The sequence below is a fragment of the Nocardia colli genome, assembly GCF_008704205.1.
In the GTDB taxonomy this organism is placed as follows: domain Bacteria; phylum Actinomycetota; class Actinomycetes; order Mycobacteriales; family Mycobacteriaceae; genus Nocardia; species Nocardia colli.
In genome coordinates, this window is record NZ_VXLC01000024.1 from 1 (window position 1) to 24486 (window position 24486).

Here is a 24486-nt window from a genome sequence, read left to right on the forward strand (position 1 = left end):
TGACACGAAAACCGTTACCCCGCCGACCAAGCCGGAGCGGCCGATGCACGGCATCGGCGACAGCCTGCGGTCCTGGTGGGGCGGATTGTCCCGGCCGGCGCAGTGGGCCGTCGGTATCCCGGCCATCATCCTGCTGGCCTTGCTTCCGTTGTTCCCGCCGCCGTTCCTCGACACCCCGGGTACCAGCTTCGGCGGCGTGATGGCGCAGTTCGCCATGTACGCGCTGCTCGCGGTCGGCCTGAATGTCGTTGTCGGACAGGCGGGTCTGCTCGACCTCGGTTATGTCGGCTTCTATGCCGTCGGTGCGTACACCGTCGGCCTGCTCACCAGTCCGAACAGTCCGTGGAATCAGACGGACGGCGGCTGGCTGAGCGAGGACTGGGCCTGGCTGGCCTGCCTGCCGCTGGCGGCGGCGGTCACCGCGGTCTCCGGCCTGATCCTCGGCACCCCGACGCTGCGCTTGCGCGGCGACTACCTGGCGATCGTGACGCTCGGCTTCGGTGAAATCGTCCGGCTGCTCGCCGACAACCTCGGCGACGTGACCAACGGCAGCCTCGGCCTGTCCGGCATCGCCTACCCGCACATCGGCGAGTCCGAGCACAAGCAGAACGGCGTGTTCTCCTCCGGCAATGTCGGAAACTCGGAGACCTCCAACATCTTCGACAAGGCGAACGCCGGCACCTGGTGGTTCTGGGTCGGCATGATCCTGGTGATCATCGTCCTGCTGATCGTCGGCAACCTGGAGCGCAGCCGAGTCGGCCGGGCCTGGGTCGCCATCCGCGAGGACGAGGACGCGGCCGAGATCATGGGCGTGCCGACGTTCAAGTTCAAGCTGTGGGCGTTCATGATCGGCGCCGCGGTCGGCGGCCTCTCCGGCGCGCTGTACGCGGGTCAGGTGCAGTTCATCAACCCGACCGGGTTCAACATCATCAACTCGATGCTGTTCCTGTGCGCGGTGGTCATCGGCGGGCAGGGCAACAAGCTCGGCGTGATCGTCGGCGCGTTCATCATCGTGTACCTGCCGAACCGGTTGCTCTCGGTGCAGGCCGTCGGGCAGACCGCGGTCGGCTGGCTGCTGATCGTGGTCAGCATCGCCGTCATCGTCGCGTTGATCGTGTTCTGGCGCAGGTGGGCTCGTGATCAGGAGCGACCGATCAGACTGGGTTATGTGGCCGGGTCGGTCGTTGCGGTCGTGGTGCTGCTCGCCCTGCTCGGCAACGTGCTGAAGTTCCACGAACCGGGCGCGCAGTCGCTCGGCGACTACAAGTATCTGTTCTTCGGTATCACGCTGATGGTGGTCATGATCTTCAAACCGCAGGGCCTTCTCCCGGTCCGGCAGAAGCTGCTCGCCTACGGGCGTCAGGTGTACCAGGCCGTGCGCAGGCCGTTCGGCGACGACGCGATCGGGGCGACCCGATGACCGGCCCGGGCGCCGGTGGCGCACTGTTCGACAACGAGGACATGGCCGCGGGCTACGCCGCCGAACCCGAGACCGAACCCAGTGCCGGCGTGGTCGATCTGACCGCGGTGATCCCGGACCTGGCCGACGCGGAAACGGTCGCGGAGGTCGTCGCCTCCAGCCGGGAGATCGAGACGGCCGTCGGTGCGCCGCTGTTGCGTACCGAGGACCTGACCGTGAAGTTCGGCGGCCTGACCGCGTTGGACGCGGTGAGCTTCGAGATCCGCCGCGGCGAGATCCTCGGCCTCATCGGACCCAACGGCGCCGGCAAGACCACCTGCTTCAACGCGATCACCGGTGTCTACCGGCCCGCGTCCGGCACGGTGTACTTCGACGGCGCGCCGCTGACCAAGACCAAGCGCAACGCCATCACCCGGCTCGGCATCGCGCGCACCTTCCAGAACATCCGGCTCTTCGGCGAGATGACCGCGCTGGAGAATGTGGTGGTCGGCACCGACGCCAGGCACAAGACCTCGGTGCCCGGCGCCATCTTCCGCACCGCCCGGCATCGGCGCGAGGAGCACGACGCGATCGAGCGGGGCATGGCGCTGCTCGAATTCGTCGGCATCGCACCGAAAGCGGTGGAGAAGGCGCGCAACCTGTCCTACGGCGATCAGCGTCGCCTGGAGATCGCCAGGGCGCTGGCCACCGAGCCGAAGCTGCTCTGCCTGGACGAGCCCGCCGCCGGGTTCAATCCGAGCGAGAAGTCGGCGCTGATGGATCTGATCCGCAAGATCCGCGACGACGGGTTCACCGTCCTGCTGATCGAGCACGACATGCGCCTGGTGATGGGCGTGACCGACCGGATCGTGGTGCTGGAGTTCGGCCGCAAGATCGCGGACGGGCTGCCCGCCGAAATCCGGGAGGACCCCGCGGTGATCGCCGCCTATCTCGGTGTGCCCGACGACGGCACCGAGTCGGGGACGGCAAGCGCGCACGGGACGGACGGGTAGGAGCAGCGATGGCATCGCACAGAGAACCGGATCAGCAGACCGTCGACGTGACCAAGGGCAGTTCCGACGCGCTGCTCGAGGTCACCGACATGGTCGTCAACTACGGCAGAATCCAGGCGCTGCACGGGATTTCGCTGTCCGTGGCGGCCGGCGAGCTGGTCACCCTGCTCGGCGCGAACGGCGCGGGCAAGACCACCACCATGCGGGCGTTGTCCGGGCTGCTGCCGCTGACCCGCGGCAAGATCATGTTCGAGGGTCGCGACATCACCCACATGAAGGCGCACGAACGAGTGGGCGAAGGCCTGATCCAGGCACCGGAGGGCCGGGGCGTGTTCCCCGGCATGACGGTGCAGGAAAACCTCGACATGGGTTGTTACGGAAGGCCGTTCAAGCAGAAGGCGGAGTACAGCAAGACGCTCGACTGGGTGTTCGAGCTGTTCCCGCGGATGGCCGAGCGGCGCAAGCAGGTCGGCGGCACGCTCTCCGGCGGCGAGCAGCAGATGCTCGCTATCGGGCGCGCGCTGATGGCCCGGCCGCGGCTGCTGTTGCTGGATGAACCGTCGATGGGCTTGGCGCCCATGATCATTCAGCAGATCTTCCGGATCATCTCGGAGATCAACCAGCAGGGCACCACGGTGCTGCTGGTCGAGCAGAACGCCCAGCAGGCGCTCTCGCGCAGCGATCGCGCCTACATCATGGAGACCGGCGAGGTCACCAAGACCGGCTCCGGCCGGGACCTGCTCACCGATCCGTCGGTGAAGTCGGCCTACCTCGGCGTCGGATAGTCACGGTGTAAACCCCAGTGCCGCAAGGCCCGCCTCGAGGCATGATCGTGACCATGAATGGTCATGATGAGCTGACAGGTCTGGCCGAGCGGTACTGGGACACCTTCCTGGAGGCCAAACCGAGCGACGCGACGTTGCTCGGCGATCGGCGGTTCGACGACCGCATCGAGGATCTGTCCGCCGCGGCCGACGAGCGGTTGCTCGCGACCTGGCGCGAGTTGCTGGGCAAGGTCGACGCGCTCGACGCCGAGCAGCTCGACGAGACCGATCGAATCACTCGCAGCCTGCTGCGCACCGAACTGACCGGGGTGATCGACCGGCTGGAATGGCGCCCGGTGGAACTGGCCTCCGATCAGATGGAAGGCGTGCACGCCTACCTGTTGACGATGGCGCCGCAGACCAACGCGCCGACGCCGGGGAGCGCGCGGGCGCTGGTGCTGCGGTTCCGGCAGTACGGCGACATGCTGGGGCAGGCGGTCGAACGGTTCCGCGCCGGCCTCGCCGCGGGGCGCACGCCGCCCCGGATCACCCTCGAGCGGTCGCTGAACCAGCTCGACAGCTACCTGGCCTCGGACCTTGCCACGGATCCGTTCGTCACCTTCGCCGGTCCGCCGGACTGGGACGGCGAAGCGTTCTGGCGGGCCGAATTGACCGATGTGGCAAGGGATATCATCCGCCCGGCGTTCCAGAGCTATCGCGAGGTGCTCTTCGACGAGCTGTTGCCCGCGAGCCGCTCCGACGATCAGCCCGGTCTGTGCTGGCTCGGCGCCGACGGCGAGGACATCTACCGCCGCCAGCTGCGCTACCACACCACCCTGCCCGATCTCGGCGCCGAGGAGATCCACGAGCTCGGCCTGACCGAACTCGCGGCGCTGCGCGAGGAGTACGCGACGGTCGGCGAGCGGTTGTTCGGCACCGCCGAGCTCGGTCCGATCTTCGCCAGGCTGCGCGACGATCCGTCGCTGTGTTACGTCGACGGCGAGCAGATCATGTTCGACGCGCGGCACGCGCTCACCGCGGCGAACGCCGAGATGGGCAACTGGTTCGGCCGGCTGCCCAAGGAATCCTGCGACATCGTCGCGATGCCGGACTTCCTCGCCGCGGACGCGCCTGCCGCCTACTACTTCCCGCCCGCCGCCGACGGTTCCCGCCCCGGCACCTACTTCGTCAACACCTATCACCCCACCGGTCGTGGCCGGTTCGAGACGGCCGCGGTCGCCTTCCACGAGGCCATCCCCGGCCACCACCTGCAACTCACCATCGCCAACGAACTCGACCATCTGCCGCGTTTCCAGCGCCAGTCCTACGCGAACACCGCGTTCGTCGAAGGCTGGGCGCTCTACACCGAGCGTCTCGCCGAGGAAATGTCGTTGTACGAGGACGATCTCGGCCGCCTCGGCATGCTCGCCGGCGACTCCCTGCGCTCCTGCCGCCTCGTCGTCGACACCGGCCTGCACGCCAAAGGCTGGACCAGGCAGCAGGCCATCGACTTCATGGTCGCCAACGCCCCCGCCGGCATCGCCGAGATCACCACCGAGGTAGACCGCTACATCGGCATGCCAGGCCAAGCCGTCGGCTACAAAATCGGCCAGCTCGAAATCCGCCGCCAACGGCTCAACGCCACCGAACGCCTCGGCAGCGCGTTCGACATCAAGGCGTTCCACGACAAGGTCCTCGGCTCCGGTTCCGTCAGCCTCCCCGTCCTCCGCGAACTCGTCGCTTCTTTGCTGTGATCCGGCCGCCGCCCGTCTCAGGATTCATCCTCGGTCGGGCGGCGTCGGATGCCTTCGGGGGTAAAAGCGAAGGACGCCGCAAACGGGCCTGCGCCGTGGCGGATCGCGAGGAGGATCGGTTCGGTGTACTCGTCGCGGCTGTTCCACAGGTGGAAGAAGACCATCGGGTCTGATTTGTTGTCGGTCGCATAGGCCAGCGTTTTCTCGCACCGCGGGTTCGTGCCGCCGAACAGCGCGCTGGGTTGGCCGAATGCGTCGAGCACGTCGGCCAATGTGCGGTTCGTGGTGACGAACGATTCGACCGAGCCGCACAAGGTGGTGTGCTCTGCGCTGGTGAGTGCCCGGTCGACCCGGAGCCAGCCGCGTTGCCGAGCGGCCTCGGCGTACATCGAGGGCAGCGCCGAGCGGAGTCCTTCCGGGAGGTGACGTTTCAGCGCACCCTGGACACCGGTAGGGGTGAAAGCGTTGCGCGCACGCCAGGATTCATGCAGGTCAGCCACTCCGTTATCGGCGTCTTCCAGAAAGAACAGATGGTCGAACAGTGTCCACAGCGCCGGTTCACCGCCATACATCTCGAGTCGGCGCAGCATCAGATTCACCTGATCGATCAGATAGGCGTGCATGACTTCGGCGGAACGAACCATCGGAATTTCGAACTCCTCGTAACACTGCGGCCGGTACGGCAGCCGAATCGTATGCCGTACCGCCGGCCGGCAGCGGTGTGTCGGACAGGCGTGGTTCGCAGCCGACGTGGATGAGGCGGGTGTCGGCGTATCACCTTGTCGGTGCTGGTCCCTACACTCTGTGGCGTGAGTTCACCCACGACTGCTCAGCGTCCTGCCACCGCGTCCGGCTCCAGCGATTCCGGGTCGGGTGACCGGCCGACTCTGCTGTTGCTGGATGGGCATTCGATTGCCTATCGCGCGTTCTTCGCGCTACCGGCGGAGAACTTCAAGACGGTGACGGGGCAGACCACCAACGCGGTGTACGGGTTCACCGCGATGCTGATCAACCTGCTGCGCGACGAGAAGCCGACGCACATCGCGACGGCGTTCGACGTATCCAGGAAGACCTTCCGCACCGAGGCGTACCCGGAGTACAAGGCGAACCGTTCGCAGACACCGGACGAGTTCCGCGGGCAGGTCGAACTCACCAAGGACGTGCTCGGCGCGATGGGCATCCCGGTGATGGCGATCGACGGCTTCGAGGCCGACGACCTCATCGCCACGCTCACCACGCAGGCCGTGGCGCAGGGCTTCCGGGTGCTGATCGTCTCCGGCGACCGCGACGCCATCCAGTTGGTCGACGAGAATGTGACGCTGCTCTACCCGCGCAAGGGCGTCTCCGACCTGACCCGCTTCACCCCCGACGAGGTGTTCGCGAAGTACGGTCTCACCCCCGCCCAGTACCCGGATTACGCGGCGCTGCGCGGCGACCCGAGCGACAACCTGCCCGGCATCCCCGGCGTGGGGGAGAAGACCGCGGCCAAGTGGATCCGCGAATACGGCGACCTGAACAGCCTGGTCGACAAGGTGGACGAGGTGAAGGGCAAGGTCGGCGAGGCACTGCGCGCCAACCTGAGCAGCGTCGTGCTGAACCGTCAGCTCACCGAGATGATCCGCGACGTGCCGCTGCCCTACACCCCCGATCAGCTGGCGCAGCAACCGTGGGACCGCAACAAGATTCACCAGCTCTTCGACGACCTGGAGTTCCGCGTGCTGCGGGACCGGCTGTTCGAGACCCTGGCCCCGAAGGAACCGGAGGCCGAGGCGGGCTTCGAGATCAGCGGCGGCGCACTGGAGGTCGGCGCGGTGGCCGGCTGGCTCGCCGAGCACGCGAAAGCCGGTGTCCGGCAGGGCGTCTCGATCGTCGGCTCCGGCACACCCGGCAATGGTGACGTGCGCGCGCTCGCCATCGCCGCCGCCGACGGCGAGAGCGGCTACATCGACGTCTCGATCCTGACCCCCGAAGACGAAGCGGCACTGGGCGCTTGGCTCGCCGACCCGGCCGTGCCGAAGGCGCTGCACGAGGCGAAGTCCGCCATGCACGCCCTGCGCGGCCGCGGCTGGACCCTCGGCGGTCTCACCAGCGACACCGCGCTCGCCGCGTACCTGGTCCGCCCCGGCCAGCGCAGCTTCAACCTCGACGACCTCTCCCTGCGCTACCTGCGCCGCGAGCTGCGCGCCGAGACCGACGAGACCCCGCAGCTGTCCCTGCTCGACGACGAGGACACCGTCGACGCCGAGGTCGCGCAGACCGAAATGCTGCGCGCCCGGGCCGTCGCCGACCTCGCCGACGCCCTCGACACCGAACTCCAGCAGATCGAATCCGTTCCGCTGCTGGAGGATATGGAACTGCCGCTGCTCAGCGTCCTCGCCAACCTGGAAGACGCGGGCATCGCGGTCGACACCGATCAGCTGGAGACGCTGCAACGCCAGTTCGCCGACAAGGTGACCGAGGCGGCCAACGCGGCCTACGAGGTGATCGGCAAGCAGATCAACCTCGGCTCGCCCAAGCAGCTGCAGGTCGTGCTGTTCGACGAGCTCGACATGCCGAAGACCAAGCGCACCAAGACCGGTTACACCACCGACGCCGACGCGCTGGAATCGCTGTTCGAGAAGACCGAGCACCCGTTCCTGCAACACCTGCTCGAGCACCGCGACGCGACCCGGCTGAAGGTGACCGTCGACGGCCTGCTGAAGTGCGTCGCCGACGACGGCCGCATCCACACCACGTTCAACCAGACCATCGCCGCCACCGGCCGGCTCTCCTCCACCGAGCCGAACCTGCAGAACATCCCGATCCGCACCGACACCGGCCGGCAGATCCGCGACACCTTCGTCGTCGGCGCCGGCTACCAGTCGCTGATGACCGCGGACTACAGCCAGATCGAAATGCGCATCATGGCGCACCTTTCCGAGGACGAGGCGCTGATCGAAGCGTTCAACTCCGGCGAAGATCTGCACACGTTCGTCGCGTCGAAGGCGTTCGACATCCCGATCGCCGAGGTCACCCCGGAACTGCGCCGCCGGATCAAGGCCATGTCCTACGGCCTCGCCTACGGTCTGAGTTCCTACGGTCTCGCGGCCCAGCTGAAGATCAGCACCACCGAGGCCAAAGAACAGATGGACGTCTACTTCGACCGTTTCGGCGGCATCCGCGACTACCTGTACGAGGTGGTCGAACAGGCCCGCAAGGTCGGCTACACCTCCACCCTCTTCGGCCGCCGCCGCTACCTCCCCGACCTCGACTCCAGCAACCGCCAACGCCGCGAAGCCGCCGAACGCATGGCGCTCAACGCCCCCATCCAGGGCACCGCCGCCGACATCATCAAGGTGGCAATGATCAACGTGCACAAGGCAATCCAAGAAGCCGGCCTCCGCTCCAAAATGCTCCTCCAAATCCACGACGAACTCCTCTTCGAGGTAGCCGAGGGCGAAAAGGAAACCCTCGAGTCCCTCGCCAAGGAACAAATGTCCGCCGCCATCCACCTCTCCGTCCCCCTGGACGTCTCCGTAGGCACCGGCCGCAGCTGGGACTCCGCCGCCCACTGACCCAGGTCCCTGCCGCGCGCCGACTAGTCCGGCGCGCGACAGGTCCGCCCTGAACTCCCGTCCACCGCAACCGCTCATCACGAACGGGACACAGTAGTGGCAAATCGCGAGTAGGCCCGCGGTGACGTCCCATTGGCGAGGGTGCCGAGTGATCGGCGCATGCGAACGGGACGTGGCCGTGTCGAATTGCGCGGAAGCCCGCAGTCATGTCCCGTTAGCGGCGGCCGTTCATCGTAAACGGGACCTGGTGGTGCTGGATTGCGAGTAGGCCCGCGGTGACGTCCCGTTGATGGTGGCTGTTGATCGTGAGCGGGACATGGTGGTGGCGGCTCGCGAGAAGGCCTGTCGTGATGCCCGATTCGTCGGGGGAGTTGAGCTGGGCATGCACGCCGACGTGACATTCGCTGGTCGAAAGTCGTGAGCCAGCCCGTCGACCGAGCGCGCCGGGCGACACATATGTGCGAACGGGACATGGCTGCACCGAAGGGTGTGGAAGTCCACGATGATGTCCCGTTACCTGCGGCCGCTAGTCCCGAGAGGGACATGGTGGTGGCAGATCGCGGGTTAGTCCGTCGTGATGTCCCGTTCGGGACGGCTGCTGATCGTGAGCGGGACGTGGTGGTGGTGATTGGTGGGTGGGTCTGTCTCGGTCTCTGGTTCGTGCGCGGCCGGGTGGTGGTTTGTGTGAACGGGGTGTAATGGCGGTGGAGCGTGAGGTGGCCTGTCGCCGATGTCTCATTCAAGAAGGCGCGCAGCCGCAGGTCCGCATTGAAGTCCCGTTGGTGACGGCCACTCACCTCGAAGGGGACATGGTGGTGGTGAATTGCGGGTATGCCCGCGGTGACGTCCCGTTCACGGCTGCCGCTCACAGTGAGTGGGACGTGATGGTGGCGGATTGCGGGTAAGTCCGTCGTGATGTCCCGCTCGTGGTGGCTGTTGGTCGCGAACGGGAGATGGCGGTGGCGCACCGTGGGGAGTCTGTCGTGATGTCTCGTTCGATGTCTGCTCATCGTTGGCGGAGGATGGTCGGGTGCCGGTGCCGATCGGGGGAGGGCGGCTATACCAGATCTGTTGATGTTCAGGGCATTCGAGATCGGTGGTGGGGTGGTGCGGGTCGAACCGGCGGGTAGGGGAGGGGTGTGCGAGCATCGGTCGCATGGCGATCTCTGTGGAGTCCATTGCTCATCTGCGTTTGACGGTGTGCGATATCGATCGGTCGCGGGCGTTCTACGAGAAGGTCTTCGGGTGGCCGGTGGCGCTGGAGATTCCGGCGGATGCCGATGAGGAGACACGGCAGCGTCTCGCGTTTCTGCATGGTGGGGTGATTTATCAGATGAAGCACGGGCTGATCGGGCTGCGGCCTGCGGGGAGTGATCCGTTCGACGAGAACAATGTCGGCTTGGACCATCTCGCCTTCTCCCTCGGATCCCTCGCCGAACTCGAAACCGCCGCAGCGCATCTCGACGCCTGCGAGGTGAAGCACGAGGACATCAAAGACATCGGCGTCAGCTACATCCTGGAGTTCCGCGACCCGGACAACATCGCCCTCGAACTGGTCGCGCGGAAGTAGAACTCAATTCTGCCGAGTCGGCCGGATAGTCAGATCGCCGATTTCGACGTCTTCGGGTTGGTCGATCGCGAAGGCGATGGCCCGTGCCACAGCCGCGGGGTCGATGCCGAGTTCGGCCATGTTCTGCCTGGCCTGCTCGAGCACCTCCGGATCATCGACGGCGTGATCGATCAGCTCGGTACGGACGTAGCCCGGGGAGATCGACGTCGTCCGCAGTACCCCGTCGGTGCTCTCTTGCCGCAATCCCTCGAGCAGAGTGCGGACCGCGTTCTTCGTCCCGGCGTACACCGCTTGCGTAGGAACGATTTTCAGCCCGGACGTCGAGATGACGGTGACCAGATGACCACTGCCCTGACGGCGGAAAACCGGTAGAGCCGCCGCGATCCCGTGCAGGATCCCCTTGACGTTCACATCGATCATCGCCGACCAGCCCTCGACATCCAGATCGGCAACCGGACTGATCTTGCTGATCCCGGCATTGCCCACCAACACGTCCAGTCGCCCGAAACGCTCGATGGCGAGACCGACGAGCGACCGAACGTCGTCCGGATCGGTGACATCCACGCGCGTCGCGACCGCCACACCCCCGTCCGCTTCGATCTGCGCCACCACCCGCTCCAGCCGATCGGTGCGCCGGGCTCCGAGCACAACGATCGCGCCGAGCGAGGCGAGATGACGGGCCGTCGCCTCACCGATTCCGCTACTGGCGCCAGTGATCGCAACAACCTTGCCTTCGATGGTCATCGAACGCCCTCCGACTAGAGTGGACACATGTCCGTTTACCCCGACGACCTTAGCGGACAAGTGTCCGCTTCTGTCAAGGGCGGCGAAACCCGCCGCTCAGACGCCCAACGCAACCGCGAACGAATCCTCGAGGCGGCCCGCGAACTCGTCCGCGAGCCAGGCGAACTGAAACTCAACGCCGTCGCAAAGGCCTGCGGAATCGGACAAGGCACCCTGTACCGGCACTTCCCGACTCGCGAGCACCTCCTCGCCGAGGTCTACCGCCGCGACGTAGAAGCCCTGGTCGAAGCGGCCCCGCACCTCCTGACAACCCACCAGCCAGTAGACGCTCTCGCCGAATGGTTCGACCGAGTCGCCACCTACGCCCGACTCAAACGCGACATCTTCGCCGCCGTCGAAGCCGCCACCTGGCAGGATCTCGCCGCCCACAGCCGCGGCCCCATCGGCGACGCAATAGAACTCCTCCTCGCCGCCGGCCGCGCCAACGGCACCATCCGCCCCGACGCCGAAGCCCGCGACATCATCATCCTCATCAGCTGGCTCTCCCGCCTAGACAACACCGAACTAGACACCCGAGCCCCCCGCCTCCTCTCGATCCTCATCAACGGCCTCCGCACCCCTCAATAACGCGAATTCCCCTGCGCGCCTGCCCTTTACCTGCGCCTGCTCGCCGAACTCGCGCGGCTCGCTCGCCCGACCCGTCCGGCTCACTGGCCTGGTCTGCTTGTCAGCCCCTGCCTGCGCGCGCAACCCCATTTGCTGGCTTGTTTGTTCGATCCGCCTGGCACGCTCGCCCGACTCACTCGGGCTTGTGCTCCGGTATACCCGTCCTGCTTCCCGCCTCCTGCAACCTATGCCACCCCAATCTCGCCCTATTACCCACTACCTCAAACGATTTCGGCAACCCGGTGCCTGGATAGCGGGCGAATGGAGTTGAGCGGCGATCAGCCACAGTGCCCCGTCAGCCCGGCAGTTGGGCACCCTCGGCGAAGTCCGTTGTGCGCGAGAGGTCGGCCCATTTCTCGATCTCGGCGTCCACGGCTGCACGGCCTGCTCGGACCAGTCGTAGTGCGTCGGAACCGAGGATGAGGTGAGCCGGTGGGTCTGCGGATTCGATCACCGAAAGTATCGCGGCCGCGGCCTTTTCCGGGTCTCCGAGCTGATTGCCATCGGCGGCCTGTCGGTGTGCGCGCACCGGATCCATCAGCTCGTCGTAGTCCGAGATCGAGCGTTCGGTGCGGACCATGGACCGGCCGGCCCAGTCGGTGCGGAACGACCCGGGCGCGACGGCCGTGACCTGGATGCCGAACCCCGCGACCTCCTTGCCGAGCGTCTCGAGGATTCCCTCCAGCGCGTACTTGCTTCCGTGGTAGTACGCCAGCCCGGGCACGGTCATGAGCCCACCCATGGAGGTGATCCCCAGAATGTGCCCTGAATGCCGGGCCCGCATGTGCGGCAGCACCGCCTGAATAGTCGCGACCGCGCCGAAAACATTGACCGCGAACTGGTTTCGCAGCTCGGCCATGGGTGATTCCTCGAACACCCCTTCATGCCCGTACCCGGCATTGGCGATGACGACGTCGATCGGGCCGACCGTGGACTCGATGTCGCCCACGGTGTCCAGGACCGCCTGGTCGTCGGTGACATCGAGAATCCGTGCGATCGCGCGGTCTGCATGCAGTGCTCGGAATGCCTCGGCATCGGCGGTGCGCCGAACGGTGCCCACCACGAGGTGGCCGTCCTGTATTGCCTTGCTTGCGATGGCCTGCCCGAATCCGGAGCTCACACCGGTGATGAGGAAGGTCTTGCCGGTTGTTCGATCAGTCATGCCACGGAATCTACACATCGATAGAAAAAATTGACATAGTGTAGAAAATAATTGCCTCGGGGTAGAGTGGATCGGTGCCCGAGACCACCCGCCGCCGAACCGCGCCCACCAAGGGCGACCAGCGCGAGCAAGCCATCCTCGACGCCGCCGAAGAACAGCTGCACACCATCGGTTTCGACCGGATGACGATCGAGACGATCACCAAGGCGGTGGGCATCACCCGGGGCGCGTTCTATTTCTATTTCGCCTCGAAGAACGCGGTCCTGGCCGCCCTCGTCGAACGAACCGTGACCACCCTCCGCGCGGAAGTCGACGCCGCCGACTCCTCCGGCGAACCGGCCGTCGCCCTGCGCCGCAGCATCGACCAGACCCGCGACATGTGGCGCGACCACGGCGATGTCATGCGTGCCGCCGTCGAACTCGCTCCGACCGTCGAGCCCATCGGCGAGAGCTGGCATTCGGCCGTCGCCGCCATCCGCGACACCACCCGCGCCATCGCCGAACGCGCCGGCCTCTCCGACAACGACAGCCCGACCGGCGCCCACGCCGTCACGACCGCACTCGTCTGGATGACCGAGCGGGCGTTCTACCAGGCGTCGAAGACCGGAAACTCGCTCGACGACACTGCGGCAACCCTCACCCATTTATGGCTCCACGCCCTGGGCCTTCGCGCCCAGTAGTTGCGTGCGAGCTGCCCGCCATCAACGATCGGTGCCGGGTTCGACACGCGGCCAACACATTCCGGCCACAGCGACCGGTTGCGTCTATCGGCGTGCGTTATGAATCAGGAGGACTCTTCGTAACAACTGGCGACGGCAGCGGCGCGGTTGCGCAGGGAGGCCCGTAACCATTGCGGCGCAAGGGCTTCCGCGTCCGTGGCGAGCTGCCACAGCGCCCACTCGGCGTGTCGCGGATCTTGGAAGGTGACCTCGAGCCGCAACTGGCCGTCGGCGTCGGTCTCCTCGGCGAGAACCGCCAGCGCGGTGCCCACGAGTTCCTCCCGCCGGGCCGGGTGCAACCGCACCAGCACGGTGACTTGATCCCCGCCGGACCGGAACCGCGTGCTGCGTTCCTGCCAGGCTTGCTCCAGATTCACCCGGTCCGGTCGCTCTGCGGGTTCCGCGAGTTCCTCGGCCGCCGAGATCCGGGACAGTCGGTAGGTGCGGTCCGCGCCTGATTTCGTGGCGAGCAAATATCCCTGATCCCGCACGGTAACCAGCCCGATCGGATCAACCTTGCGCCACTGCGGTTTCTGGTCCACCGCCGCGTACTGGATGCGCAACTTGTGCCCGGCGAACACCGCGCGCCGGACCTCGGCCAACACGGTGCCGGGCACCTCCTCGGCGCTCAGCCGGCGCGACAGCAGATCGGTCTCCGGGTCGATGAGCAATCGCTCGGCCACGTCGGCCGCGGTGGTCCGATAACTTTCCGGCAGCGCGTCCACCACCTTGAGCACCGCCGAAGCGAGCGCCGACCCGAGGCCGAAGGCCTGTGCACCGCGCCGTGATCCGGCGACCAGCAGGGCCAGCGCTTCGTCGTGATTCAGCCCGGTGAGCTCGGTCCGGAACCCGGGCAGCAGGGCGAAACCGCCGTGCCGGCCGCGTTCCGCGTAGACCGGGACACCGGCCGCGGACAGCGCCTCGATGTCGCGCAGCACCGTCCGCGTGGACACTTCCAGCTCGCGCGCCAGCGCGGCCGCGGACAGCCGGCCGTGCCGGCGCAGCAGCAACACCATCGAGACCAGCCGATCGGCGCGCATACAGAAAACCTTTGCAGAAATACACGACACAAGGTGTCGTGATTCGTTGACAGGCTTACCAGTATGACCAACAAGAAAGTGGCCACCGAGCCGAACGACCTGGGCAAGTTCTTCATCGAGCGAGCCAACGCGGGCGACGTCGACGGACTGGTGGCGTTGTACGAGCCGGACGCCGTGCTGGCGTTCCCGCCCGGCAGCCTCGCGACCGGACACGCAGAGATCCGCAAGGTGTACGAGCAGTTCGTCGCCGCCGCGCCGGTGCTCGAGCCCGGCAGACAGCATCCAGCGCTGGTGAGCGGCGACCTGGCCATGACCGCATCCACCCTGACCACCGGCGAGGTCACCGTCGAGATCGCCCGCCGCCAGCCGGATGGATCGTGGCTGTGGGCCACGGACCAGCCGTCACTCGTGCCGTAGCGGGGCGGCGGTGGGCCGGTCCGACCGAGCCCATCGCCGCGCTGTGCGGAGTATCGAGATGAGACGTATCGCGACGATCGGTGTCTACGGATTCACCGTCGAAGGTTTCCTGGAGGAACTCGCCACCGGGGGCGTGGAGTTGCTGCTGGACCTGCGCCAACGCCGCGGCGTACGCGGGCCCGAGTACTCCTGGGCGAACTCGGCCCGGCTCCAAAGCGCGCTGGCCGGGGCAGGTATCGGGTATCGACACATGAAGGAGTTGGCGCCGACGACGGAACTGCGTCACCTCCAGTACCGTGAGGACGACCGTCAAGGTGTAGGCAAGCGCAACCGCGTCGCGCTGGCGACCGAGTACGCCGAGCGCTACACCCGCGAAATCCTCGACCCTTACGACCTCGCCGCACTGGTGGCCGACCTGCCGAGCGGCTCGACGACCGCGCTCTTCTGCGTGGAATGCGATCCGGAGGCCTGTCACCGTTCGCTCGTCGCCGAGCGCCTGCACGCCGAGCACGGCCTGCCGGTGACGAACCTCCGCCCCGGCTGAGCTCGCCGGCGGTCGCGACGTTCAGCTTTGCCGAGAACGTCGAATCAGCAAGCCTGATGGGTGAATTCGCTCATGTGACTGCTCTGGACAGGTGCTATCGGGGCGGGTGGCTTGCGATCAGCAGGTGCCCCGCCACCAGTCCTACCGGCACCTCACGGTGGTTCACCGACAGCCCGGCACGTTCTAGTTCGGCGATGACCTCGGCGACCGGTCGCAGTCTGAATCCGTAAGGCGTGAACGGCAATTCGGCCATCGCGGCCGGGTCGCCGAGGCAGATGACCGCCCGGCCGGCGGGCCGGAGCACGCGCGCGAGTTCGGCGAATGCCTCGTCCAGATCAGCGATGAAGTAGATCGTGTTGACCGTGATGATGGCGTCGAGGCTGCTGTCGTCGAGTGGGAGGTCGTTCAGCGATCCCTCCAGCAGGCGCAACCTGCTGGAGTCGATTTCGCGGTGGAAACGGGATCGGGCGCGGGTCACCATGTCTGTCGAGATGTCGATCCCGTAGACGACACCTGTCGATCCGGCCCGGCCGAGCAGCAACCCCAGGCCTGCGCCACCGCCGAAGCCGATATCGGCGACGGTTTCGCCCGGGGTGATCGACGCAGCCTCGACCGCCGCGATCGCGTCCCGCCGGTTGGCGCGATTCAGCACAACCGCGACCACCTTTCCCAACAGGCCGTGGGGGTGGCCGAGCTGGCCGGCGAGGGCTGACATCACACGCGCTGCAATGGCGTTCACGCTCCGAATGCTACGTCGGTGTCGTGCGTCGGCTGGGTCATCGCACCCGGCGAGGTCGTCGCCGAGCATGCGTTCGGTGCACGCGGACCTGGTTCAGCTGCGAATGCCGAGAGTGCCGGTCCAGGTGGCGGTGTCGATGCCGGCGCGCTGTGCGAGTGCGAACATGGCGGCGAGGTCGTCGTCGGTGCGCGGTTCGTGATCGTCCTCGGGGTAGTGCTGCACCAGCAACCGCACCATCGCCCCGGCGAAGGACCGAAGCTCGTTCTCGGTGACAACTCCGCGCTCGGCGTCGTCGATGAATTGCGCACACAACTCGGGCAGTCCGTCGTCGCTGCCGTCGAACTCCAACTGTTCGGCGATCTCGCCCACCGCGCCCGCGCGGGTCGTCAAAGACGATATGCCGCAGTCGAGTCCGTCGTCGGCCAGGTCGTCCGGGTAACTCGCGCGGTGCCAGGCGCCCTCGTCGAACCAATAGATGCAGCCGACCATGTAGTCATCGATCAGACCTTGGAGATATTGCCGCGGAACCCATTCCGGTGCCCCGGCCAGCAGATCGATCGCAGGCTCGTACGACTTGACCTTGCTCGATTCGTCTTCCCCGACGAGTACGGCGCGACCGTCACCGAACCACTTCAGCACCCACCACGTGCAACCACAGTCATCCCAGTGCAATCCGTCGTCATCGATCCAATAACCCGACCGATGCTGCTGCGGCTCGAGCTCCTCGTCGCGGTCGAAGGTGGTGATCGCCACGGCTGCCCACCGCGCCCACAGCACGCGCGCGTCCGGCATATCCTCCGGACGCCCGGGCCGGTGCAGCTTCCCCACTGTTGTTCTCCTGATTCTCGCGAACGTCCGCCTCGGCTGGGCGTCCGGAAGTCGCTACCAGCCGACCGGCTGATTGATAGCGATCAGGTTTCCGTCGACGGCTTCGAGCACGGCGAGGCGGTTGCCGGGTAGATCGACGATGCCGGTCTCCGGATCGCCGTTGACGATCGGTGCGGTACCGATCTCGGCGAGCGATCCGTCGGCGATCTCGCCCAGCGCCTTGGCACCGAGGGCCACCATCGCGGCGTGCGTCGCCGCGATGTCGACCACGGTCCAGAACGGCAGCGGATGGCGCACCCACGGTTTGGCCGACAGCGCGAGGCCGATCGCGTACATCGCATAGTCCTCGGTGCGAAAGACGGGCTCGGCGCCGAGCATCGCCGTGAACGCCGTAACGCTCGCGTCCAGATCCGCAGTGGGGTAGACGACGTTGGCGAAGGCGGTGGGTGTGTTCACGGGAACTCCTTCTGGCCGAGCAGAGCTCGATGGTGGCGGGCAACTTCGGCGATCAATGTATCGGCACCCTCCGACACGCGAGGTCGACCTGGTGTGGGGGTGCGGTCGCAAGGATCTGGGTTTCCTGTTTGCCGACACCTCGATTGCCTGGTCGCCGTGGCTCCGCTACGCCGCTCGCCGTCGCACAAAGCGAAGCGTGCGGTTACGGGGAGGAGAGCCTCATTTCGTAGCGCGGAGCTTCTGACCGTAGGTCCACTGGATCATCCCGACGCGACGAGTGCCTACCTCGCCGAGTTCGAAACCCTTTACGATGTCGGCGATTTCGGTGGCGCCGAAGAATCGTGCACCGCCGGCACCGGGTAGGTAGCGTCCGATCAGTTCGAGCGGGCCGGTGCGCACGGTGGGTACCAGCACGGCGAGGTAGCCGCCTGGTCGGAGGACGCGGATCATCTCGCCCAGCGCGGCGACCGGATCGGGGATCAGTTGTAGTCCGGCTATGCAGGTCACCGCATCGATGGTGTTGTCGCGCAGGGGGAGTCGCTGGGCGTCGGCGCGCAGGAACGCGATGTTGTCGGCGTGGTGCTGGTGGGCGGCGCGGGTGAGCATCGATTCGGAAATGTCGACGCCGAGGGAGAGTCCGGTCGGACCCACGGTGTGGGCGAGTGCGGCGGTGATTTCTCCTGGGCCGCAGCCGATGTCGAGTACCGTGTGGCCGGGCTGGAGGTGCAGCCGTTCGGCCGGTGATTGCAGGATGCCGAAGGCGCGCCGGGCGGTTGTCGCGGCGTGGTCGAACAGGGACGCGCCTATGCGTGAGCTCCACAGCGACTGCACGATGCCGGTGTTGACGCCTTGGTCGTCGGCTGGTTGCGGGCCGAGTAGGTCGAGGTAGCCGTGTGGAGCGGTGGGAGCGGTCGGCGGATCGGTGAGCAGCGGCAGAACTCGTTGCGTGGCAGGTGAAATGGTGACGCGCATGCGGTCATCTCCTGGGGGGTGATCGGTGCCGCCTCGCATCTTGCGCGGCGATGCCGACGGTGGGATCCGTGGCGTGGATACCCGGACACTAAGTCGAGGCCATTCCGCGCGTCCAAGACCAGTTGCGCCATAAGCTCATTCGACTTCGGACATGAGGCGAGGTCGGGGCTTTGCCGATACGACGTGTCGGGGTCGTACGTCCAAAATGGTTGGCCGACAGCACTTCCCTCGCACCCGTTGGTTCGGCGAACGCACTTTGTCGGTGGCGGATGTTAGCGTCGGCCTACCCGGCAAGGTCGGTTGATGACCGCCCTCGCCACGTCGTCGGAGATGGGGGTAGAACATGACTTCAACCAGGCATGACGGAGACTCCTGGGACCTCGCGTCCAGCGTCGGCGCGACCGCCACCATGGCCGCGGCGGCCCGGGCGATCGCGACCCGCGCGGATCGTGCGCTCATCGACGACCCGTTCGCCGAACCGCTGGTCCGGGCGGTCGGTGTCGACCTCCTGACCCAGTTGGCCAGCGGCGAGGTGCCTCCCGGCGACTTGGTCGAACAGGTGTGGATCGATGTGGCCAAGGTGCGCACCAAGTTCTACGACGAGTTCTTCCTCGATGCGACGAACGCGGGCATCACTCAGGTCGTGATCCTGGCCTCGGGGTTGGATTCCCGCGCGTACCGGCTGTCTTGGCCGGCCTGGACCGTGGTGTACGAGGTCGACCAACCGCCGGTCATCGAATTCAAGACCCGCGCACTGGCCGAGTTGGGCGCTGCGCCGACCGCCGACCGGAGGGTGGCTGCGGTCGATCTGCGTGACGATTGGCCTGCCACACTGCGCGCCGCCGGATTCGACTCGGCGCGGCCGACCGCCTGGAGCGCCGAGGGCCTGCTGGGCTATCTGCCGCCCGAAGCACAGGATCGGCTGCTGGACACCATCACTCGGCTCAGTGCGCCGGGCAGCCGGGTCGCCACGGAAAGCAAACCCAACCCGCAACCGGGTCAGGAAGACCAGACGAAGGAACGCCTGCACCGCATCTCCGAACGCTGGCGGGCGAACAATTTCGATACCGACATGGCGCGGCTGCGATATTACGGCGAGCGCAATGAGGCAGCTCCGTACCTAGCCGACCGGGGCTGGGTGCTGAATGGAATCACAATCCGAGACCTGTTGGCCACCAACGCTCTTCAACCCCTGAAGGGTGACGACCTACGCATGGGCGACATGCTCTACGTCAGCGGAGTGCTCGACAAGTAGCCCGCGATCACGCATCTCCCGCCGCGCCCACTTTCTCCACCCGAGAGTTCACCGCCGTGACGTGCTTGCCGTCGTGATTTTCGGTGCGTAGTCGAGGGAGAGGGCGACCGTCGCGATCGACGAGGGTCGAGTGGGGTTCACCGGCGCTGAACGCGTGCCGTTCGCCCCACTGACGCAACGCCACGACGACGGTGAACAGGTCCTGCCCGGCTGCGGTGAGTTCGTAGCTGTGCCGCTTGCCGCCCGGGGCGGTGCTCGTGCTGAGGATGCCGTGGTCGACCAGCTTGCGCAGGCGGTCGGTGAGGATGTTGCGAGCGATCCCGAGCCGCTGCTGGAAGTCGGTGAAGGTCGCCGCGCCGTCCATGGCGTCACGCACGATCAGCAGGCTCCACCGGTCGCCGACGAGGTCGACGGTGCGCGCGACCGGGCAGGTGGGATCGGTCCAATCGCGGCCGGAACCGAGTGTGGTTGTCATGCGCCTCCGCCCGATTGGTTGCAATTCGAAACTATTATGCCCTACGCTCAAATGGTTGCATTTTGCTACTAATTCTGGAGGTTCGATGGCGGCGACCGTCACGAGATCGCAGCGATTCGTGCTGGCACTGGTGTGCGCGGCGGCTGTGTCGACGATCTATGCGATCCAGCCGGTATTGCAGGCGGCGGGTGGCGGCCTCGGGTTGGCGCGCGGGTCGCTGGGCTGGTTGGTCGCTGCCGGGCAGGTCGGCTATTTCGCCGGTCTCGTGCTGCTGGTTCCGCTCGGCGACGTGCTGAATCGGCGTCGGCTCATCGCCGGGCATCTGATGCTCACCGCGGTGGGCGCCGTTATCGTGGCGGTTGCTCCGAACGGTGCCATCGCGGTGATCGGCCTGGCGATCGCGGGTCTGTTCGCGGTCGTGGTGCAGGTGACTGTCGCCTATGTCGCCGCCGTTTCCGTGCCGAACGAGCGCGGCCGCAATATCGGCGCGGTGACCTCCGGTGTGGTGATCGGAATCCTCGGCGTCCGTGTTCTTGCCGGCGTCCTGGGTGACACCGTGGGCTGGCGGGTCGTCTACGCGCTGCTTGCCGTGCTCTGCGTGGTGCTGGCCCTCATCGTCCGCACGACGCTCGACACGGACCCGAGAACTCCCGGCGCAAAGTACGTGCAGGTGTTGGCATCGATGGGGCGGCTCGTCCGCACCGATCGCTTGTTCCTGAACCGAGGACTGATCACCTTCTTCCTGTTCGCGTCCTTCGGCACGCTCTGGAGCGGGCTCGCCCTGCCGCTCGGCACCGATCCCTGGAACCTCGGCACCACGCAGATCGGGCTGTTCGGTGTGGTCGGCCTGGCCGGAGCGCTCGGCGCCGCCCGCGCCGGACGATGGGCGGATTCCGGTCGCGCACAAGCGATTACCGGTACCGCGCTGGTGATACTCACCGGCTCATGGCTACTCATAGCCCGGACCGAACCGACCCTGTGGCTGCTCATCATCGGCATCATCGTGCTCGACTTCGCCGTCCAGGCAGTGCATGTCAGTAGCCAGCACCTGCTGACCGCTGCCCACCCCGACCACGCCAGCAGTGTCATCGGCGCCTACATGGCCTTCTACTCGCTCGGATCCGCGCTCGGCGCGATCACCACCACCTGGGCATACAGCAATTGGGGGTGGCCGGCCGCCTGCTGGATCGGCGCGGGCTACGCACTGTCCGCGCTGGTCCTGTGGGGACTGGGACAGGTCACTCGACTCGGTGTCGCGAGTTCGCCTGTCCCGCAACCGGAGTGCCGCGACATTGCGACCGCTGCGGTGGAGGGCTGACTGCTCGTTCGGTGGTTCTACTTCTCGGGAGGCTGGTCGAAAGTGACGGTGATGTCCTCGAAGTCTTTGTTGCGCTGAGCCTGTGCCTGATCGGTGTAAGTGCGTCGATCCCCGCTGGTGAGGTTGACGTTCTCGGTGAACGGCGACAGCAGCGCCCGCGGATAAAGCCGGTCGACCCGCACGACGTTGATCTCCACGCACAGCACCACCGAGCACGAGGCCAGATAGAGAAACCCCAGGAGGCCGAGCACCACCGCGAACACCCCGTTGGTATCCGAGGATTGGCTCACCACCTGGCCGACATAGAGCGAGCCGAACCGCTGCAACAACTGCCACGCGACGGCGGCGGCAACCGCGCCGGGAGCGATCTGCCGCCAGCTCAGGGATCGCACCGTCGCCCATTTGAACACCATCGCGAACAACCCGGCGTTGACCACCACCGAGGCGAGCAACACCAGCCAGGCAAACCCGAACCCGATCCGCCACGCGGCGCCGATCTGCGACAACACCGTCGATCCGAGGATCAGCGGACCGACGATCAGCAGTCCGATCAGCCCGCGAACCCGCACCATGAACGGATTCGGCCGCTGGTTGACCGGCACCGCCCACGCAACATTCATCGCGTTCTGGATCGCCACCGACACCCCGAGACCACCGAACGCCGCAACGGCGATTCCGGCGATCAGCCCGGCGGTGCCGCCGCTGAGCCGTTCCGGCCGGCTGATCTGATCGCCGATCACCGGAAACTGACTCAACGCCGAATCGAGAATCCGCTGCTGAAGATGCGGGTCGGCCTTCAGCAGCACGCTGAGCACCGTCGTCAGAATCAGCAGCAGCGGAAACAGCGACACGAACGCGTAATAGGTGATCAAGGCGGCAAGGTACCCACCCTGATCGTCGACGAACTTGTAGATCACCGCCAGCGGAAACCCCACCCCGCGATGCCGTTGCTGGAAACTATCGACCCTGGCGACCAATCCGACTACTCATCCCTCGCTCGACTGTCCAGTGCCTGCAGGCTCGTATGGCTACCCGCAGTGAAGATTGTTGAGATGCTTGGTGTTCGACCGAGAGCTCCTGGTCGCGACGCAGTCGTAGATGGTAACGACGTCGAGATCGGTCAGCCCGACTCGTCTCGCTATACCCACACCGGCACCCCCTGAAAACGAGGGACGGATGCCGCGCAGCAGGATCCCCTTCGAGGTCGGTGGTCGGTCTCCTCGGCCCTGGCGGGTTCGCGCGGAAGCGGAGAATCCGAGGATCAACGACGATCATTGCGACACTCGAGCATCGGGTACTGGGAAGGGTGATCTTGTGACGGCCGAACGTCCGACCGACGAACAACTACGGCAATGGCTGTACGACGCCGAATACGACTGGGATGTCGAGGACTCCGACCAGCCGGCACCGTCGAACACCTTCCCGGTCTACTACGACGACGCCTACCACGAGACCCTCGCAGCCCTGTTCCGTGAGCTGCTGGAGCATCGCCGGAAAGCACGCAGAGACCAACTCGTCGAGGAAGCCGTGAACAACCCCGATCCCTCCGCAGCCGGCCGTGCCGCAGTCGAACTGCAGATACTGACCGGAGAAAGCTACTCAGCACCGATGGACGGATCGACTCCATGAGCGGCGGCAATCAAGGCCGTCTGTGGTGCGTCGTCGACCACTGCCGAAAGCGTCCGGTGGGGACGGAACCTGCTCTGCTGGGAGGAGATCGACGCCTTGTCTCGTAGGTGGTTGGTCGTGATCGGTGCCTGCGCGCTCATCGCGGTCATCGTTGTCGTCGTCATGGTCACCCGTTCTCGCGACAGCGACCCGGTGCCCGGCACGCCAGAACCGACGTTGTGGATCGAATCCGAATTCGGTTAGTGCTCGGGTTGCCTCAGGGAGAGTGCCTGGCGGCGAGCGCGCGCCAGTCGATTTGCCGGCAGGCGGGTGGCCTGTGACAGCACTGCCTGCCTCGCGCGCGGGATGGCAGAATGCCAAGCGTGACCGGCGATATCACGATCGACGACGTGCGCGCGGCGGCGCACCGCCTGGCCGGTGTCGCGCACCGGACGCCGGTGCTTACCTCCCGGGTACTGAACGAGCGGGTCGGGGCGGAGGTATTTCTCAAGTGCGAGAATTTCCAGCGGGTCGGCGCGTTCAAGTTCCGTGGCGCGTACAACGCGATCTCTCAACTGACTACCGAACAGCTCGCGCGCGGCGTCGTGGCTTGGTCGTCTGGCAACCACGCTCAGGCGGTTGCGCTGTCCGCACGGCTGCTGGGCACCTCGGCAGTCATCGTGATGCCGGCGGACGCGCCCGCTTCGAAGCTGGCTGCCACCAAGGAATATGGGGCCGAGATCGTCCTCTATGACCGGTACACGCAGGATCGGACCGCGCTCGGCGAGGCCTTGGCTGCCGAACGCGGCCTGACTGCCATTCCGCCGTTCGATGACTTTCGGGTGATGGCCGGACAGGGCACCGTGGCGTTGGAGCTCATCGAGGAGACCGGGCCGTTGACCACCTTCCTCGCCCCGATCGGCGGTGGCGGGCTGATGGCGGGCTGCGCCACCGCGGCGACCGCGCTTTCTCCGGGCATCCGGATCATCGGCGTCGAACCCGTCGACGGCGACGACACCAAGCGTTCGCTCGAAGCCGGTCACCGGGTTCGAATCCCGGTGCCACGCACCATTGCCGACGCACAGGCCGCCGAAATCCCGGGCGAACTCACGTTCGCGGTCAACCGCAGGCTGGTGGACGAGATCGCCGTGGTGACCGACGAGCAGTTGGTGGCGGCGATGTCCTTTCTGTTCGACACGATGAAGATCGTCGCCGAGCCGACCGGAGCCGCCGGTGTCGCCGCGATGCTGGCGGGCCGGGTCCAGCTCGCCGGCGCTCGGGTCGGCGTCGTCATCTCCGGCGGCAATATCAGCGCATCGCGGTTCGCGGGACTGATAAGCGGCAGTGGTACCCAGGAGTCGTCCGGGTAGTGCAGTCCTCGGCAGCCGGGCCGCTTGGCCTGCGAATTCCCGCGCTGCGCAGGCGATTTGACTTAGCGATCTCCGCCGCGTAATTTATTCCAAGTCAGAGCGACACGGACACCGACCCG

General features: G+C 66.3%; 25 protein-coding genes. 15 read left to right on the top strand and 10 right to left on the bottom strand.

Features of this window, described 5'->3' with window-relative positions; translation table 11 throughout:
• Window positions 1-43 precede the first annotated feature (43 nt).
• The 4 genes from F3087_RS36535 (at window position 44) to F3087_RS36550 (ending at window position 4930) form a co-directional block, all read left to right on the top strand.
• Window positions 44-1420, top strand: a complete 1377-nt coding sequence (locus F3087_RS36535) for a branched-chain amino acid ABC transporter permease (RefSeq protein ID WP_150406725.1) — start codon at window positions 44-46, stop codon at window positions 1418-1420.
• Window positions 1417-2412: an ABC transporter ATP-binding protein gene (locus F3087_RS36540; RefSeq protein ID WP_150406704.1), complete on the top strand. Its 996-nt coding sequence runs from the start codon at window positions 1417-1419 to the stop codon at window positions 2410-2412. Before F3087_RS36535 ends, F3087_RS36540 begins: the two co-directional genes overlap by 4 nt.
• Window positions 2413-2501: 89 nt before the next feature.
• Window positions 2502-3197 carry an ABC transporter ATP-binding protein gene (locus tag F3087_RS36545; RefSeq protein ID WP_150406726.1) on the top strand — a complete coding sequence of 232 codons (696 nt, stop codon included), beginning with the start codon at window positions 2502-2504 and terminating at the stop codon, window positions 3195-3197.
• Window positions 3198-3250: 53 nt separating this feature from the next.
• The gene (locus F3087_RS36550; RefSeq protein ID WP_223885619.1) at window positions 3251-4930 is read left to right on the top strand and encodes a DUF885 domain-containing protein; all 1680 of its coding nucleotides are present in this window, start codon (window positions 3251-3253) and stop codon (window positions 4928-4930) included.
• Window positions 4931-4947: 17 nt separating this feature from the next.
• Here the strand turns inward: F3087_RS36550 and F3087_RS36555 are convergent, their stop codons facing one another.
• Window positions 4948-5574, bottom strand: coding sequence for a hypothetical protein (locus F3087_RS36555; RefSeq protein ID WP_150406706.1), 627 nt, complete (start codon window positions 5572-5574; stop codon window positions 4948-4950).
• Between the two features lie 165 nt (window positions 5575-5739).
• On the opposite strand from F3087_RS36555, the gene polA reads away from it, so the two are divergent.
• Window positions 5740-8484: a DNA polymerase I gene (gene polA, locus F3087_RS36560; protein WP_150406707.1), complete on the top strand. Its 2745-nt coding sequence runs from the start codon at window positions 5740-5742 to the stop codon at window positions 8482-8484.
• A 1156-nt stretch (window positions 8485-9640) separates the two neighbouring features.
• Window positions 9641-10054: a VOC family protein gene (locus F3087_RS36565; protein WP_150406708.1), complete on the top strand. Its 414-nt coding sequence runs from the start codon at window positions 9641-9643 to the stop codon at window positions 10052-10054.
• Window positions 10055-10057: 3 nt separating this feature from the next.
• Here the strand turns inward: F3087_RS36565 and F3087_RS36570 are convergent, their stop codons facing one another.
• On the bottom strand, window positions 10058-10798 hold the full coding sequence (locus F3087_RS36570; protein WP_150406709.1) for an SDR family oxidoreductase: 741 nt from the start codon (window positions 10796-10798) through the stop codon (window positions 10058-10060).
• Window positions 10799-10825: 27 nt separating this feature from the next.
• Here F3087_RS36570 and F3087_RS36575 point away from each other — a divergent pair, with 27 nt between their 5' ends.
• A complete protein-coding gene (locus F3087_RS36575) occupies window positions 10826-11425 on the top strand; it encodes a TetR/AcrR family transcriptional regulator (RefSeq protein ID WP_150406710.1) in 600 nt (199 codons plus the stop codon).
• Between the two features lie 334 nt (window positions 11426-11759).
• Here the strand turns inward: F3087_RS36575 and F3087_RS36580 are convergent, their stop codons facing one another.
• The gene (locus F3087_RS36580) at window positions 11760-12626 is read right to left on the bottom strand and encodes an oxidoreductase (RefSeq protein ID WP_150406711.1); all 867 of its coding nucleotides are present in this window, start codon (window positions 12624-12626) and stop codon (window positions 11760-11762) included.
• Between the two features lie 74 nt (window positions 12627-12700).
• Between F3087_RS36580 and F3087_RS36585 the strand changes: the two genes are divergently transcribed.
• Window positions 12701-13306 (top strand): TetR/AcrR family transcriptional regulator, encoded by a 606-nt coding sequence (locus F3087_RS36585; RefSeq protein WP_150406712.1) that lies wholly within the window; start codon window positions 12701-12703, stop codon window positions 13304-13306.
• Window positions 13307-13410: 104 nt separating this feature from the next.
• On the opposite strand, the gene F3087_RS36590 is transcribed toward F3087_RS36585, so the two are convergent.
• Window positions 13411-14385 carry a helix-turn-helix transcriptional regulator gene (locus F3087_RS36590; protein WP_150406713.1) on the bottom strand — a complete coding sequence of 325 codons (975 nt, stop codon included), beginning with the start codon at window positions 14383-14385 and terminating at the stop codon, window positions 13411-13413.
• 63 nt (window positions 14386-14448) lie between these two features.
• On the opposite strand from F3087_RS36590, the gene F3087_RS36595 reads away from it, so the two are divergent.
• Together F3087_RS36595 and F3087_RS36600 are read left to right on the top strand one after the other, a co-directional pair.
• Window positions 14449-14802, top strand: a complete 354-nt coding sequence (locus tag F3087_RS36595) for a YybH family protein (protein WP_223885620.1) — start codon at window positions 14449-14451, stop codon at window positions 14800-14802.
• A 58-nt stretch (window positions 14803-14860) separates the two neighbouring features.
• Entirely contained in the window at window positions 14861-15346 is a 486-nt protein-coding gene (locus tag F3087_RS36600; RefSeq protein ID WP_150406714.1) for a DUF488 domain-containing protein, read from the top strand.
• Between the two features lie 94 nt (window positions 15347-15440).
• Here the strand turns inward: F3087_RS36600 and F3087_RS36605 are convergent, their stop codons facing one another.
• From F3087_RS36605 to F3087_RS36620, 4 genes are all read right to left on the bottom strand, one after another.
• On the bottom strand, window positions 15441-16085 hold the full coding sequence (locus F3087_RS36605; protein WP_223885621.1) for a class I SAM-dependent methyltransferase: 645 nt from the start codon (window positions 16083-16085) through the stop codon (window positions 15441-15443).
• A gap of 93 nt (window positions 16086-16178) precedes the next feature.
• Window positions 16179-16913: a hypothetical protein gene (locus F3087_RS36610; RefSeq protein ID WP_150406716.1), complete on the bottom strand. Its 735-nt coding sequence runs from the start codon at window positions 16911-16913 to the stop codon at window positions 16179-16181.
• Between the two features lie 54 nt (window positions 16914-16967).
• Window positions 16968-17369 carry a VOC family protein gene (locus tag F3087_RS36615; protein ID WP_150406717.1) on the bottom strand — a complete coding sequence of 134 codons (402 nt, stop codon included), beginning with the start codon at window positions 17367-17369 and terminating at the stop codon, window positions 16968-16970.
• 219 nt (window positions 17370-17588) lie between these two features.
• On the bottom strand, window positions 17589-18341 hold the full coding sequence (locus tag F3087_RS36620) for a class I SAM-dependent methyltransferase (RefSeq protein ID WP_150406718.1): 753 nt from the start codon (window positions 18339-18341) through the stop codon (window positions 17589-17591).
• A gap of 343 nt (window positions 18342-18684) precedes the next feature.
• Between F3087_RS36620 and F3087_RS36625 the strand changes: the two genes are divergently transcribed.
• Window positions 18685-19596 carry an SAM-dependent methyltransferase gene (locus F3087_RS36625; protein WP_150406719.1) on the top strand — a complete coding sequence of 304 codons (912 nt, stop codon included), beginning with the start codon at window positions 18685-18687 and terminating at the stop codon, window positions 19594-19596.
• A gap of 7 nt (window positions 19597-19603) precedes the next feature.
• Here the strand turns inward: F3087_RS36625 and F3087_RS36630 are convergent, their stop codons facing one another.
• On the bottom strand, window positions 19604-20071 hold the full coding sequence (locus F3087_RS36630; RefSeq protein WP_150406720.1) for a winged helix-turn-helix transcriptional regulator: 468 nt from the start codon (window positions 20069-20071) through the stop codon (window positions 19604-19606).
• A gap of 85 nt (window positions 20072-20156) precedes the next feature.
• On the opposite strand from F3087_RS36630, the gene F3087_RS36635 reads away from it, so the two are divergent.
• Complete coding sequence (locus F3087_RS36635; RefSeq protein ID WP_150406721.1) at window positions 20157-21389, top strand: MFS transporter; 1233 nt, start codon at window positions 20157-20159, stop codon at window positions 21387-21389.
• Between the two features lie 17 nt (window positions 21390-21406).
• On the opposite strand, the gene F3087_RS36640 is transcribed toward F3087_RS36635, so the two are convergent.
• Window positions 21407-22324 carry a YihY/virulence factor BrkB family protein gene (locus tag F3087_RS36640; protein ID WP_223885622.1) on the bottom strand — a complete coding sequence of 306 codons (918 nt, stop codon included), beginning with the start codon at window positions 22322-22324 and terminating at the stop codon, window positions 21407-21409.
• A 379-nt stretch (window positions 22325-22703) separates the two neighbouring features.
• On the opposite strand from F3087_RS36640, the gene F3087_RS36645 reads away from it, so the two are divergent.
• From F3087_RS36645 to F3087_RS36650, 3 genes are all read left to right on the top strand, one after another.
• Entirely contained in the window at window positions 22704-23018 is a 315-nt protein-coding gene (locus tag F3087_RS36645; RefSeq protein ID WP_150406723.1) for a hypothetical protein, read from the top strand.
• 117 nt (window positions 23019-23135) lie between these two features.
• A complete protein-coding gene (locus F3087_RS47230; RefSeq protein ID WP_263407268.1) occupies window positions 23136-23261 on the top strand; it encodes a hypothetical protein in 126 nt (41 codons plus the stop codon).
• Window positions 23262-23380: 119 nt separating this feature from the next.
• Complete coding sequence (locus tag F3087_RS36650) at window positions 23381-24367, top strand: threo-3-hydroxy-L-aspartate ammonia-lyase (protein ID WP_223885623.1); 987 nt, start codon at window positions 23381-23383, stop codon at window positions 24365-24367.
• Window positions 24368-24486 lie beyond the last annotated feature (119 nt).